This is a genomic window from Enterococcus sp. FZMF (assembly GCF_030263915.1).
In the GTDB taxonomy this organism is placed as follows: domain Bacteria; phylum Bacillota; class Bacilli; order Lactobacillales; family Enterococcaceae; genus Enterococcus_D; species Enterococcus_D casseliflavus.
The window spans coordinates 3,142,442-3,155,224 of record NZ_CP127160.1; the positions used below are offsets into that span (position 1 = coordinate 3,142,442).

At 43.5% G+C, this 12,783-nt stretch carries 15 protein-coding genes; 6 read left to right on the top strand and 9 right to left on the bottom strand.

Annotated features, from left to right (window positions below; translation table 11 throughout):
* Positions 1-2: 2 nt before the first annotated feature.
* On the bottom strand, positions 3-563 hold the full coding sequence (pth, locus tag QN079_RS15380; RefSeq protein ID WP_289230062.1) for an aminoacyl-tRNA hydrolase: 561 nt from the start codon (positions 561-563) through the stop codon (positions 3-5).
* A gap of 355 nt (positions 564-918) precedes the next feature.
* Between pth and QN079_RS15385 the strand changes: the two genes are divergently transcribed.
* The 3 genes from QN079_RS15385 (at position 919) to QN079_RS15395 (ending at position 4,039) form a co-directional block, all read left to right on the top strand.
* Positions 919-1,902 (top strand): L-lactate dehydrogenase, encoded by a 984-nt coding sequence (locus QN079_RS15385; RefSeq protein WP_005230720.1) that lies wholly within the window; start codon positions 919-921, stop codon positions 1,900-1,902.
* Positions 1,903-2,187: 285 nt separating this feature from the next.
* Complete coding sequence (locus QN079_RS15390; protein WP_289230063.1) at positions 2,188-3,585, top strand: L,D-transpeptidase family protein; 1,398 nt, start codon at positions 2,188-2,190, stop codon at positions 3,583-3,585.
* A 154-nt stretch (positions 3,586-3,739) separates the two neighbouring features.
* Positions 3,740-4,039 (top strand): hypothetical protein, encoded by a 300-nt coding sequence (locus QN079_RS15395; RefSeq protein WP_010748994.1) that lies wholly within the window; start codon positions 3,740-3,742, stop codon positions 4,037-4,039.
* A gap of 62 nt (positions 4,040-4,101) precedes the next feature.
* On the opposite strand, the gene QN079_RS15400 is transcribed toward QN079_RS15395, so the two are convergent.
* Positions 4,102-4,470, bottom strand: a complete 369-nt coding sequence (locus QN079_RS15400) for a winged helix-turn-helix transcriptional regulator (RefSeq protein ID WP_016608452.1) — start codon at positions 4,468-4,470, stop codon at positions 4,102-4,104.
* A 133-nt stretch (positions 4,471-4,603) separates the two neighbouring features.
* On the opposite strand from QN079_RS15400, the gene QN079_RS15405 reads away from it, so the two are divergent.
* The 3 genes from QN079_RS15405 to QN079_RS15415 all read left to right on the top strand — a co-directional run bounded on the left by QN079_RS15405 (position 4,604) and on the right by QN079_RS15415 (position 6,451).
* Positions 4,604-5,446: an aldo/keto reductase gene (locus QN079_RS15405; protein ID WP_289230064.1), complete on the top strand. Its 843-nt coding sequence runs from the start codon at positions 4,604-4,606 to the stop codon at positions 5,444-5,446.
* A 39-nt stretch (positions 5,447-5,485) separates the two neighbouring features.
* A complete protein-coding gene (locus tag QN079_RS15410; RefSeq protein ID WP_289230065.1) occupies positions 5,486-5,962 on the top strand; it encodes a VOC family protein in 477 nt (158 codons plus the stop codon).
* A gap of 159 nt (positions 5,963-6,121) precedes the next feature.
* Positions 6,122-6,451 carry an SdpI family protein gene (locus tag QN079_RS15415; RefSeq protein WP_289230066.1) on the top strand — a complete coding sequence of 110 codons (330 nt, stop codon included), beginning with the start codon at positions 6,122-6,124 and terminating at the stop codon, positions 6,449-6,451.
* 33 nt (positions 6,452-6,484) lie between these two features.
* Here QN079_RS15415 and QN079_RS15420 read toward each other — a convergent pair whose 3' ends face one another.
* From QN079_RS15420 to argF, 7 genes are all read right to left on the bottom strand, one after another.
* Positions 6,485-7,180: a YoaK family protein gene (locus tag QN079_RS15420; protein ID WP_015510508.1), complete on the bottom strand. Its 696-nt coding sequence runs from the start codon at positions 7,178-7,180 to the stop codon at positions 6,485-6,487.
* A gap of 63 nt (positions 7,181-7,243) precedes the next feature.
* Positions 7,244-7,759, bottom strand: coding sequence for a VanZ family protein (locus QN079_RS15425; protein WP_118214631.1), 516 nt, complete (start codon positions 7,757-7,759; stop codon positions 7,244-7,246).
* Positions 7,760-7,973: 214 nt separating this feature from the next.
* On the bottom strand, positions 7,974-8,480 hold the full coding sequence (locus QN079_RS15430; protein ID WP_005230706.1) for an arginine repressor: 507 nt from the start codon (positions 8,478-8,480) through the stop codon (positions 7,974-7,976).
* A gap of 76 nt (positions 8,481-8,556) precedes the next feature.
* Positions 8,557-10,008 (bottom strand): YfcC family protein, encoded by a 1,452-nt coding sequence (locus QN079_RS15435; protein WP_010748979.1) that lies wholly within the window; start codon positions 10,006-10,008, stop codon positions 8,557-8,559.
* 63 nt (positions 10,009-10,071) lie between these two features.
* Positions 10,072-10,761 carry a Crp/Fnr family transcriptional regulator gene (locus tag QN079_RS15440; RefSeq protein WP_270290756.1) on the bottom strand — a complete coding sequence of 230 codons (690 nt, stop codon included), beginning with the start codon at positions 10,759-10,761 and terminating at the stop codon, positions 10,072-10,074.
* Positions 10,762-10,802: 41 nt separating this feature from the next.
* Positions 10,803-11,738 (bottom strand): carbamate kinase, encoded by a 936-nt coding sequence (gene arcC, locus QN079_RS15445; RefSeq protein WP_289230067.1) that lies wholly within the window; start codon positions 11,736-11,738, stop codon positions 10,803-10,805.
* 17 nt (positions 11,739-11,755) lie between these two features.
* A complete protein-coding gene (gene argF, locus QN079_RS15450; RefSeq protein ID WP_016608459.1) occupies positions 11,756-12,775 on the bottom strand; it encodes an ornithine carbamoyltransferase in 1,020 nt (339 codons plus the stop codon).
* Positions 12,776-12,783 lie beyond the last annotated feature (8 nt).

A 12,783-nucleotide genomic window follows, 5' to 3' on the forward strand; every position in this document is an offset into this window, starting at 1 on the left:
CCTTAGTTAAATCGATTCATTGTGGCAAGAAAGTCGCCGTTGGTCAAGTAATCACTACTTGCCTCGACCGCTTTATTAATACTTTGTAAAACGATGGGCAGATCGTCTTTTGCAAAAGGACTCAGGACATGATTGACCACGGTTTGTCCTGGACGTGGACGATCGATCCCGATTTTGATACGGTCAAAGACTGTTGAATCCAAATGAGCGATCAAACTCTTGATCCCATTGTGGCCACCTGCACTGCCTTTTTGGCGCAAACGAATTTTCCCTAATGCTAAATCGAGGTCATCATAGACCACCACTAGTTCTTCTTGGTAGATGCCAAAATAGGTCATCAACGGGCCTACCGCACGACCGGATTCATTCATGAAGGTTTGTGGTTTGACCAAAAGGATTTTTTCACCCTTCAAGAAAAACTCTGCCACCTCTGCTTCAAAAGCCGACTTTTTAAAGGTTGCTTGGTACTTTTGTGCCAACGCATCCACTACCATAAAGCCAACATTATGTTTGGTTTTTTCATATTTTTTGCCAGGATTTCCCAAGCCTACAATCATTTTCATTTTTTATTTACGCTCCATTATTTCTAGTTTCAAGCTGATTCTTCATCTATTTTATCGGTTTTCTTATCCAAACACAAAATACTGGGCACACAAATGCGCCCAGTTCTTTTGCTTAGGTAATTATAACACGAAATGGACTGTTATGGTGGCACCCTCTTGCTCAGTTTTTATCTTTCTTAACGAATCTTAATAAAACCTTGATATATCTTCTTTTTGACCTAATAACAAAGAAAGCATTTACAACTGAAACAGCGATATTTTGTGTAATATTGTTGTGCAAATCACATGACAAACATACTTGAAAATGGTAGGATGATAGCGAGTAAAACAATTATGCGGAAGGAATGATACACAGATGACTGCAAAAACGAACAAAAAAGATCACCAAAAGGTAATTCTTGTTGGAGACGGTGCGGTTGGTTCTAGTTACGCGTTTGCGCTGGTGACCCAAAACATTGCGCAAGAAGTCGGAATCATTGATATAAATACAGCAAAAACAGAAGGCGACGCAATTGACTTGTCCCATGCTTTGGCATTTACTTCCCCTAAAAAAATCTATGCCGCTTCTTATGAAGATGCACATGATGCTGATTTAGTCGTTATTACTGCTGGTGCGCCTCAAAAACCAGGCGAAACCCGTTTAGACTTAGTTCATAAAAACTTGAAAATCAACCGTGAAGTAGTTACCCAAATCGTTGATTCAGGCTTTAACGGAATTTTCTTAGTTGCAGCAAACCCAGTCGATATTTTGACTTATTCTACTTGGAAATTCTCAGGCTTCCCGAAAGAACGCGTTATCGGTTCAGGTACCTCATTAGACTCTGCCCGTTTCCGTCAAGCATTGGCTGAATTGGTCGATGTCGATGCCCGTAACGTCCATGCCTATATTTTAGGGGAACACGGCGATTCAGAATTCCCTGTTTGGTCTCATGCCAACGTAGCTGGCCTACAAATCTATGAATGGGTCAAAAATAACCCAGACATCGATGAAGAAGCAATGGTCAACATTTTCTTCAGTGTTCGTGATGCAGCCTACACCATCATCGAGAAAAAAGGTGCGACCTTCTACGGGATCGCGGTAGCCTTAGCACGGATCACTCGTGCGATCTTAGACGATGAAAATGCTGTTCTCCCATTATCTGTGTACATGAACGGCGAATACGGCTTAAACGACTTGTACATCGGTGCGCCTGCAGTCATCAATGCCCAAGGGATCCAAAAAGTAATTGAGATCCCATTAACAGACGGTGAAAAAGACCGGATGGCCGCTTCGGCAAAACAATTAAAAGATATTCTTGATGAAGCTTTTGCAAAATTAGATGCGGAAGACAATCAATAATTTCTTTTCCCTCGTGTTAAATAGTCAATTTTAGTTAGTCAATTATGCGACTGAACGAATCCTCCAGCTCACTCTTTTTCAGAACCCTTTGATCAAGATGGCTTGCTGCCGATTCGTTCAGTTTTTTTATCGTAAGAAATGCGTTTCTACAGCTTGCCTAAAGATAGTTTAAGAATTTTCTATTTTTCATGGAAGTTTCATTTGCCATATTCGCTTTCCCGTGGGAATATGGTATGATTTAAGCGTTATTATCTATTATGCCATTAGAAAAAAAGGAGTAGTTGAATGACTCGTTCAAACAAACATACTGACGCCAAGAATAATACGAAGAAAATTGTTCTGATCGTTGTGGCTGCTTTACTCGTCGTGATCGCTGGCGGCTATACCTACCGAAGTACATATTATGCAAACCGTTTTCTACCAAAGACTGAAATCGATGGGATCGACATCAGCAACAAAACCGTTGCCGAGGCCAACGACCTGCTGCATGATCGCTATTCACAAGAAGACTTTACCATCAAAGATGGTGATAGCGAATGGAAAACAGTCAACCTTGCTCAATTTGGTTTGCAGACGGATTTCACCGATGAGCTGCAATCATTAAAAGATGAACAAAATCAGTGGAGCTGGGGAATGGCTTACGTTTCGGCTGCCGAAGAAAAGAAGCTAGACAATCTCTCAGTAGACCAAGACACCTTGACTAGCGAGACCAACACGATCCAAAAAGAACTCGAAACCTTAAATGAAGATCGTACCAAATCGGCTGATGCCACGTTGGAAAAAGGCGAAGACGGCTTTTCTATCAAACCAGAAGTTGACGGCGATGCCATCGATGTTGACAAAGCAGTGGCAGACTTGCAAGAAGCCATCGTCAGCGGCGAAAAGGAATTGAATCTCGTTGATTATGTCACAAAACCAAGTGTGACCGCCGATGATCCAGACTTAACGAAAGAAATGGATTCGTTGAATAAAATCGCCAAAGTAACCGGCAATTATACGATCAACGGAAATACGTTTCAAATCCCAAGAGAAACGATCATGGATTGGCTCTCTTATAAAGACGGCAACACAACGATCGACGAAGACAAAGTACGAAGCTATGTCACATCGATCGGCGAACAATACAATACTAGCACCAATTCTTCGACCTTCCAAAGTACCAAGCAAGGCGAAGTGACAGTCCCAGCTGGTACTCTTAGCTGGACGATCCAAACCGATGCGGAAACAGAAGCATTGATCGAGGCGTTAAAAGCAGGCGAAGACTTCACCCGCACACCGATCGCTCAAGGAAGCACCGATGCCGGCAGCCCGCTGTTTGGCAACACCTATATCGAAGTTGATCTAAAAAACCAACACATGTGGTATTACAAAGATGGCGAGTTGGTGTTGAATACAAAAATTATCTCTGGGAAACCAGCTACACCAACGCCAACTGGTGTCTTCTATGTCTGGAACAAAGAAGAAGATGCAACCTTGACTGGTGAAGATTATGCGTCCCCTGTTGATTACTGGATGCCCATCGATTGGACCGGTGTCGGTATCCATGATTCTGATTGGCAGACGGAATACGGTGGCGATCTTTGGAAAACCCGTGGTTCTCACGGTTGTATCAATACTCCGCCAGGCGTGATGAAAGAATTGTACAGCAAAGCCGAAGTCGGGACACCCGTGATCGTGATTTAATCAAAAAAGAATCAAACCTTTTTATAGACGAACCAAAAGCTGCAAAAGAAAAATCTTTTGCGGCTTTTTTGTTGTCTCCCAAATGTTCCTATTTACAAAGAACGGTTTAATTAATATACTTAATTAACCAATTTAATTAACAAGGAGAATCATATTGGAAAAAGTCGTTTTTATTGATCGTTCTACTTTGGCTGGAAGTCTGATCAAAATTTTCGCCCGCAACATCCAACTGCTGTCCGAGGATCAAATCAGCGTAACTGTTGTGACACCAGAACGTCTGGCGAATTATCGTTTTGCGCAAGAAAAACTCGTTTTGGTCGATCCCTTGCTTTCTTTAACAGATCCGATGATCAAGCAGGCCATCCCACCACGCATCAAGCGCCTTTCGTTTCCCGTCAATCATTACAGCGGGATGAATACTGAAGCCATTCTAGAATTGATCCAACAAGCATAACCTAAAAAGGCGGACGGAAACCAATGGTTTCTGCCGCCTTTTCTCATGCCACTTTCCCTTTGCTAGACTATCGCTTCTTCTTGTTCTAACAAAGTAACTTGCTCTCCTTTGTCTTGCAGTGCAGCAACGTGCATCGTTCCCCACTGGCAAAGAGTATCCAATAAGCCGCCTAAGGTTTCTCCATATTCACTCAAGGAATACTCAACTTTGGGTGGTACTTGGTTATAGGACTTGCGAGTAACGATGTCAGACTCTTCTAATTCCCGCAATTGCTGGGTCAACATTTTTTGACTGATGCCAGGAATCTTCCGCCGTAAATCACTGGGACGTAATGCCCCATGGCGCAAATTACAAAGAATGATTGGTTTCCACTTCCCGCCGATGACATCCATGGTTGCTTCAACACCGATATTATAAATTTTTTCTGCCATTTTTTCACCTCATTACGTCTGATACCACACAAAGGTTACCAAAAGGTGGGTATCAAACAAAAAAGTACGTACTATACAGTATTACCACCTCATTATATGATGATACCAGAAAAAAAATAAAGGAGATGTTTTTATGATCGAAAAATTATCAGATACCGTCACCCTGAACAACGGCAGCGAAATCCCCGGGTTGGGGTTAGGTGTCTTTCAAATCCCTGAAGCTGACACAGCAGAGGTCGTTAAGCAAGCGATTATCAATGGCTATCGCCTGATTGATACAGCGGCTATTTACGGCAATGAAACAGGAACAGGGGCAGGAATCAAACAAGGCTTACAAGAAACGGGGTTGGCTCGTGAAGAACTCTTTGTCACTTCCAAACTTTGGAACGATCATTTAACTTATGATGAAACGATCCACGCCTTCAATGAAAGTCTGGCCCGCTTAAACCTCGAGTATCTCGACTTGTACTTGATCCATTGGCCAGGAAATCAAGCATTTCAAGAGTCCTGGCGTGCCTTGGAAGACCTCTATGCGGCAGGAAAAATCAAAGCGATCGGAGTCAGCAACTTCCAGATCCATCATCTGGAGCAATTATTGGCCATTGCTAAGGTCGTTCCTGTTATCAATCAGATCGAGCTGCACCCCAAACTGACGCAACAAGACCTGCGGGCTTTTTGTGGCGAAAAAGCAATTGCGATCCAAGCTTGGTCGCCATTGATGCAAGGCAAACCGCTGAAAGATGACACCGTCTTGGCGATCGCCGATGCACAGCAAAAATCAGCGGCACAAGTGCTTTTACGCTGGGCTATTCAACAAGGGATCTTAGTCAATGTCAAATCGACACACCCTGAGCGAATGATCGCCAATGCAGCGATTTTTGATTTCCATTTATCAGAAGCTGACATAGCCCGCTTGAACGCATTAAATGAAGACTTACGAGTGGGTCCAGATCCAGACACATTCGATTTTCATTAACCAAACGATATACTAAACAAAACCTTAGGAGGAAGTATAATGACAAACACAGGCTTTTCAATGGTCAACCACGTGGGAATCACCGTCAGCAATCTCGAACGTTCCATCCAATTTTATGAAGCATTAACGGGAAAGAAAATCGCCAATCAAGATACGATCGGCGGCAAACGCATGGCGCAAACGCAAGGATTAGCAGATACACTGATCAAATATGCCAATCTTCATTTAGACAATCTCAACATCGATCTTTTAGAATACGTCGAACCAAGATCCGACAAAGCTAGCTATTCCAATGAGCAAATCAGCGCGATGCATCTTTGTTTTGAAGTCGAAAATATTGATGAAGCCGTTGCTCGTCTAAAAGCCATTGGCGTTGAGCCTGACGGCACCCCCATCGTTTTTGAAGCACAAGACGGTTTGAAAAGCGGCTTTGGGACAGGCGTCGCCTACTTTACAGATCCAGACGGCACCAATCTTGAATTGATTGCACCAAAAGGCCCTTTTCAACGGGGATAAAAAAACGGATGGCGCTGCAAATCGCCATCCGTTTTTTTGCTAGAAGCACGTATTTTTCGATTGTTCCCCTTCATAGAAGCGTTCATAGCGGATACAATAAGTATGTACTTATCTTTAGTGGCTTCACTTACTTATCCAACAAATCGCACGTGAAAGGTAGTGATCTCGATCGATATTGGACTTTTGTTGTTGATTTTTACGGGTATTTTTTTCATCGTCTTCTGGTGCTTTTACCGAGAAGAACCCAATTATGTATTCGGCTTTCGCACCAAGCGCAGTACAGCCAGTGTCAGCAATTGGCGTTTTGCCCAGCAGTGGTTCTCCTTGTTAGCGATGCTCTTTCTAGGCGGGGTCGTTTTATTGCATCACAACGAGCTGATCGCAGAGGCTTTTTACCAAGTAGCCGTTTTTGGCAGCTATCTTCTAGCAGCGCTACTCGTAGAAACGGCACTGTATCTCAAAGATTCACGCACAAGCACCAAAAAGTAAGACAAAAAAGACATTCCAGCGAATGTCTTTTTTCTATTGTTTATTTTGATGATGGATCGTGATCCCCAACACCAAGGCTAAAATCCCTGAAACCACCCAGATGGTGCGGTGGAATAAGAAAATCCCTAGCAAGCTGCTTAAAACTGCACCAAAAAAGAAGCCGCCGATGATCAAGGAAATAGAAATGATCTTGGGTGTCACTGATCGGTCCTTCTTAAACCAGCGCATGTACAAATAATCAGCCAGTGAACGTAAGTTGCCGGTGGTCATCGTGGTGGCATAGGGCATCCCTGCCAATCGACGATAGGCGGCATATTGAATCGCTGCAAAAAAAGATAACCCCGAATCGATCATGACATTGGGTAATGATCGAGCAAAAAAGCCCAGAACCAAAATACCGATTGCTTCAAAGATCAATGCGGCATTTTGCCAAACGATCCAGCCCCCTGTCGGAAAATGATGCTGCAGATAATTCGTCACTACGATCCCCACTAAAAACATGAAGATTGGTGGCAGATATCGAAAGGCTTGTTCAAACTGCCCCGTTGAAAGATTGATCCCTAACAAAATGACATTCCCCGACTGCATACTTGCAAACACTTCCCCGTGAAACAAGTAGGTATACGCATCTAAAAAACCGCCCGCCATAGCAAGAAGAATCCCCACCGGTAAACTTTCATGCACGACAAACTCCGATTTGCTTTTGACACTGCTCAAACTTTTTTCCATTGGTTTCGCCTCTTGTTTTTATACTTTCTGACAGCTTACTGCTAAAAAAACGTCGACAACTCGTTATGTTTTGCGGCGTTTAGGTGACTTTTTCGATAGCTGACAAATCAACCACCCCAAAAGAACGGCGGTCAGTGCTCCCGCTGAATCCAGCATGACATCTTGAAAAAGCGGCGTCCGTCCTCCCGTCAGCATTTGATGGTATTCATCGATCCCAGCGTAGCCGGTGGCTGCCAACCAAGCAAAAAAAGCGGCTAGCCAATACGGCTGTTTTCGAAAAACAAGCGTTAAGAACAAACTGCCACCTAGGACAAAATAGGTAAAGAAATGCGCGCCTTTGCGAATGAAAAATTCCACAAATGAGAAATAGCCTTTTTCCGCAATACTGATCTCCGAACCAGCATAGGAAAAAGAGATCGTCTCCAACCAATCTTTCAATGGTTCATTTTTTAAGATACGTGAAAGCAACCCGATTTGTGATTGCTGCTCATAGGTTTGTGAAGAACTGATAAAGAGGATGACCATTACCGCAACTGCGATACAAAAGTAAAAATTCGGTTCTTTCAGTAATTTTTTCATAGTTTTCACTCCTCATTTTCCTATCTTACCATTTTCATTTGGTGATGCAACTGTTTTTCCAGCAAACCGTGGAGACATTGCACACACAAAAAGAGTGCTTCCGTCAAGTTTAGAAGCACTCTTTCTTTTTAAAAATAGCCATCGGTATGAAAAGCCGTCACCCGTTTGGTTGTGAGATCTTTGGGCTTGTGACGTTCAGCTTCTTCAACGATTCTCAGGGCTGTTTTGCGTTTTTTTCTCCAGTAAATAATGATGAACCCATCTCGTAGCCTTCTACATAATGATTCAACCGCTCGACGACCTCTGCTGCCGCTTCTTGTGACGGCGTGATGATCAATAAAATATCAAACCCTGCAATGGTGCCGACAATTTCTGGCAGCTCCATTTCATCAAGATAATTGGCGATCACATCGGCGCCATTTTCAGCCGTATGAACGACAACTAAAAAGTCAATCTGCGTAATCTTTTTTAGATACTCATACATCGAAAACGCAATTCTGTCTTCTAGATCCTGCTCTTTGGATTCAAAGATCGAATAATACGGTCGGCCATTTTTGGCATACGTTTTAGCAATGTTCATTTCCCGCATGTCTCTAGAAATCGTGGCTTGGGTAGCTGAAACATTTTCTTTTTTTAATAAATTCATCAATTCTTCTTGAGACTCAATCCGATGTAGGACAAAAAGTTTTTTGATAATTGCTTGTCGCTCTTTTTTTTTCATTTACTTGATCCGCTCCTCTCAAGTCGCCTCGCTTACTGAATAGTTGATCCGTCTCGTTCACTTCTTGAAACGCAGCTTACAAGAACAACATCGAGAAGATTAAAATGGCAAGATTGGAAATTCCGATAACCAGTAACGGTTTGCGCATAAAGCGAGTCCAAGTAGAATAGTTGACCCGAGCCAGCTCCAATCCGCCCATCACGACGCCAGAAGTTGGTGTGATCAAATTCACTAATCCGCAACCAGCAGTAAAGATCATGACCATGACGTTCGGATTGAGTCCGATGCTTTGCGCCAAGGCACCCATGATAGGGATCGATACATATGCCAGTCCTGAAGTCGATGGAATCAAGAACGATAAGAGCAGATACAAAATATAGGCGCCAATTACGAACAGGACAGGTGATAACCCTTCTAAAAGATGGGAAGCCCGATCCAAAATAAACAGATCCAAGTACGTCGTTTGCATAATGTAGGAAGCCCCCCGTGCCACAACGATGATCAAGACAACGGATAAAATGTCTTTGACCCCATCGATAAAGTTGGTCACGATTTCTTTTTCTGAGAATCCTTGAATCAATGCAATGATGATACTGACGTAGAAGAACCACATAGCCAAATCACCAAAATACCATTCACCGAAGCTATTCCCGGTCAAAAAGGCGGTCCAACCGTCAAACACATGGATATCAAAGTCGCCCCAAGGAATCAAGGAAACCACCATGATCACAAAGGATAAGCCAAAAATCGTCAAAATCAGGCGATGCTTTTGCGTAAACGCCAAGGCTTCGTTCGTGTCTTTGACAAAATGCTCTTCCATTTCTTTTTGCTCTTGCAGCGATAAGATCGTGGAGCCTTTGTCGGCTTTAACTTTTTTTGCATAAGACATCACCACAAAGATACAATACGCGGTCGTGACTAGCCAAAGCAATGCGCCAACTACTAGGATCGTGCCATTATTCGGAGCAATATCGATGCTTCGTAAGGCATCCATTGCCACCCCAGTAGCGAAAGGGTTAACGGTGGAGCCGATCACACCGGCACCCGCCCCCAACATGACGGTTCCTGCTGCGACGATCGTATCAAAGCCCGATGCCACCATTGTGATTGCTAATAAGGAATAGAATGGAATCGTTTCTTCCGCCATCCCATAAGTTGAGCCACCAATTGAAAACAACACCATCAAAATCGGGATCAAAATCAACTCGTTGCCTTTGAGTTTTTTGACCAAATGCTGAATACCAGCTTCTAAAGCGCCTGTTCGTGTGACAATATTCAAAAAGCCACCCAAACAAAGAATAAACACACAGATCTCGATCGCATCACGAAATCCGTTAAAAGGCGCCATAAAGAAATCAGAAAACTTAGCACCGACGACTTGGCTGACCATCTCTTCTTGGCCTGCTGGTAATGAAGGTGCAAAGGGCTGACCGGCTAGTAGCCAAGAAGCGACCGTCAACGCAATAATGATCAGAAATAAGATACTGAACGATGTCAGCGACTTTTTTTCTTTTTGCTTTTTTTTCATCTTCGTTCCTCCTCTATTGAATCAATCTTAGGTGCAAATTGCCAACAGCTAGTCTGTCTGTGGTCAATTCGCAACATGGGAAAAATAATCTTTGTCATAAATAATGAGTTCTTTGTAACGATAATAAATCTTTCTTTTATGCACGAGCGCCTTGATGGTTTGACTGACCGTCTCTCGCGTCGTTCCACTGTATTTAGCAATATCATTGATAAAAACTGGAAAAGGAATGCGAATCTGCTCTCCTTGTGACTGTCCGTGCTCGATCATCAAGAGACCGATCGTATTGATGACTCTTGTCTGCGCGCTAGAGGTGACACAGTACTCCACTCGGCGTCTTTGCTTCTCCAACTGCTGGCTCATTTGCTGATTCAGCCACAGCAACTGACTTGTAGATGAAACAACCAGCGGTTCAAACAGCGACATCGCTGCAAACTGCACGACAATGTCTGTTGCAGCGAATGCCGATACATCATAGTTGTCTCTTTCAAACAAGCCAATCAAAGGAAATAACTGATCAGGCCCAACAAAATCTACATAACAATAGGAATCAGTTCCGTCGGTTTTTTCGATCCGTACGAGACCTTCGATCACATGGAATATCCGATCTCTTACGTCGCCTTCATAAAAAAGCACTTGGCCTTTTTTGTACGTACGGCAGTATATATGCTCCTTCAATCGCTGTTGATTTTCTTCTTCCAGCCATTGAAAGCTATTCGCTCTTGTTGATGGATCTTTTATTTGGTAGTCGATCATTTCTCTCACTCCAATGTTTTGGACTTGCTTTGCTACTTCGCTTATTTCCAGGTGATCTGTGTACCAGCGTCTTCAATTTCTGCCAGCTTATCTAAGGAAGTAATCACTGCCCGTTTCTCTGTGCCCATTTTGACAAAATTCAAAGCTGCTTGTACTTTCGGTAACATGCTTCCCGGTGAAAAATGCCCTTCATCGACATAGGTTTCCAATTCAGCGGCGGTCACATGATCCAACCACTGCTCATTTTCCTTGCCAAAGTTCAAAGCGATTTTTTCCACGCCCGTCAAAATGATCAGCTGATCCGCATCGACTAAACGAGCCAATTTTTCAGAAGCAAAATCTTTATCGATCACGGCTTCAACCCCCAGCCCATTATCTAACACGGGAATGCCCCCGCCGCCTGCGCAAATAATGATCGTGTTTTGTTCAATCAGCGCCTTAATGCTGGCAACTTCTTGAATCGCTTGTGGCGCTGGACTGGCAACGACTTTCCGCCAACCACGACCAGCATCTTCACGATAGATGGCATCTGTTGCCGCCATGGCTTCTTTGGCAGCTGTTTCCGTTAAGAAAGGACCGATCGGTTTGGTCGGATGGGCAAATGCTGGATCTTGTGCATCGACTGTAATTTCCGTCACCACTGTCACCACCGGCTTAGCCATTTGGGCTTCTTTCAACTGGATTCTCAGCTCATTTTGTAACCAATAGCCAATACTGCCTTGCGTCATTGCCACACAGGTATCTAAAGGCATCGCTGGGTTTTTGCTAGAATCACTGGCTTGTTGCTGCAAAACCAAATTTCCCACTTGAGGCCCATTCCCATGAGTAATGATCAAATGAACGTCTTTTTGGATCAGGGGAATTAAATACTCGACGGTCTGTTTAAGCCGTTCTTTTTGCCCTTTGGCACTGGCATCATCTGCTAGGATAGCGTTGCCGCCAAGGGCGACAACGATCGTTGGTTTCTTTTCACTCATCTGCTCACTGCTCCTTCTTACACTCTAGGAATAAAGAGATCGCCTAAGGTTACTGCCATGATTGCTTTGATCGAGTGCATTCGGTTTTCAGCCTCTTCAAATTGACGGCCCCATTGACTGCGGAAAATGTCGTCTGTGATCTCCATTTCAGAAATGCCGAATTTTTCTTCGATCATTTTTCCATACGTCGTATTCGTATCATGGAACGCTGGCAAGCAGTGAAGCACGATCAAGCCATCGTCTTGTTTTCCAGTCGCCATTACCATTTCGCGGTTGATTTGGTAATCTTTCAACAGCTTCACCCGTTCTTCAAACTGGTCTTCTTCCCCCATTGAAACCCAAACATCGGTATACAGAACATCGGCATCTTTGACGCCTTTTTGAATATCGTCTGTTACCATCAGCTGACTGCCAGATTCTTTGGCAAATTTGTTGGCATAGTCTGTCACTTCTTCAGCTGGGAAAAGTTCTTTTGGTGCACAGATGCGAACATTGACACCTAAAATCGCCCCCGTCACTAACAAACTATTCGCCATATTGTTTCGGCCATCGCCCACATAGACTAACGTAATGTTTTCTAATGTACCGAAGTTTTCTTTGATCGTCATGAAGTCAGCGATCATTTGGGTTGGATGCCATTCATCGGTCAAGCCATTCCAAACAGGAACGCCAGAGAATTTGGCTAAATCTTCAACGACTTGTTGGCTGAACCCGCGGAACTCAATGCCATCAAACATACTGCCTAAAACTCTGGCGGTATCTTCAACGGATTCTTTTTTGCCTAGCTGGATATCATTCGCACCTAAAAATTCTGGATGGGCACCAAGATCGATGGCAGCCGTCGTAAATGCCGCCCGTGTCCGAGTCGACGTTTTTTCAAATAAGAGGGCGATGTTCTTGCCTTCCAAATAGCGATGAGAAATATTTTGCTTTTTCAACTGTTTCAAATAGATGGAAAAATCAATAAGGTATTCTAACTCGGCTTTCGTAAAATCTTTTTCTGCTAAGAAGCTTCTTCCTTTAAATACTTGTTTCATTAGTAATT

Bases quoted from the DNA above. Each gene is read 5' to 3' on its own strand.
- pth (WP_289230062.1), bottom strand. From the start codon at position 563: ATGAAAATGATTGTAGGCTTGGGAAATCCTGGCAAAAAATATGAAAAA.
- QN079_RS15385 (WP_005230720.1), top strand. From the start codon at position 919: ATGACTGCAAAAACGAACAAAAAAGATCACCAAAAGGTAATTCTTGTT.
- QN079_RS15390 (WP_289230063.1), top strand. From the start codon at position 2,188: ATGACTCGTTCAAACAAACATACTGACGCCAAGAATAATACGAAGAAA.
- QN079_RS15400 (WP_016608452.1), bottom strand. From the start codon at position 4,470: ATGGCAGAAAAAATTTATAATATCGGTGTTGAAGCAACCATGGATGTC.
- QN079_RS15405 (WP_289230064.1), top strand. From the start codon at position 4,604: ATGATCGAAAAATTATCAGATACCGTCACCCTGAACAACGGCAGCGAA.
- QN079_RS15410 (WP_289230065.1), top strand. From the start codon at position 5,486: ATGACAAACACAGGCTTTTCAATGGTCAACCACGTGGGAATCACCGTC.
- QN079_RS15420 (WP_015510508.1), bottom strand. From the start codon at position 7,180: ATGGAAAAAAGTTTGAGCAGTGTCAAAAGCAAATCGGAGTTTGTCGTG.
- QN079_RS15425 (WP_118214631.1), bottom strand. From the start codon at position 7,759: ATGAAAAAATTACTGAAAGAACCGAATTTTTACTTTTGTATCGCAGTT.
- QN079_RS15430 (WP_005230706.1), bottom strand. From the start codon at position 8,480: ATGAAAAAAAAAGAGCGACAAGCAATTATCAAAAAACTTTTTGTCCTA.
- QN079_RS15435 (WP_010748979.1), bottom strand. From the start codon at position 10,008: ATGAAAAAAAAGCAAAAAGAAAAAAAGTCGCTGACATCGTTCAGTATC.
- QN079_RS15440 (WP_270290756.1), bottom strand. From the start codon at position 10,761: ATGATCGACTACCAAATAAAAGATCCATCAACAAGAGCGAATAGCTTT.
- arcC (WP_289230067.1), bottom strand. From the start codon at position 11,738: ATGAGTGAAAAGAAACCAACGATCGTTGTCGCCCTTGGCGGCAACGCT.
- argF (WP_016608459.1), bottom strand. From the start codon at position 12,775: ATGAAACAAGTATTTAAAGGAAGAAGCTTCTTAGCAGAAAAAGATTTT.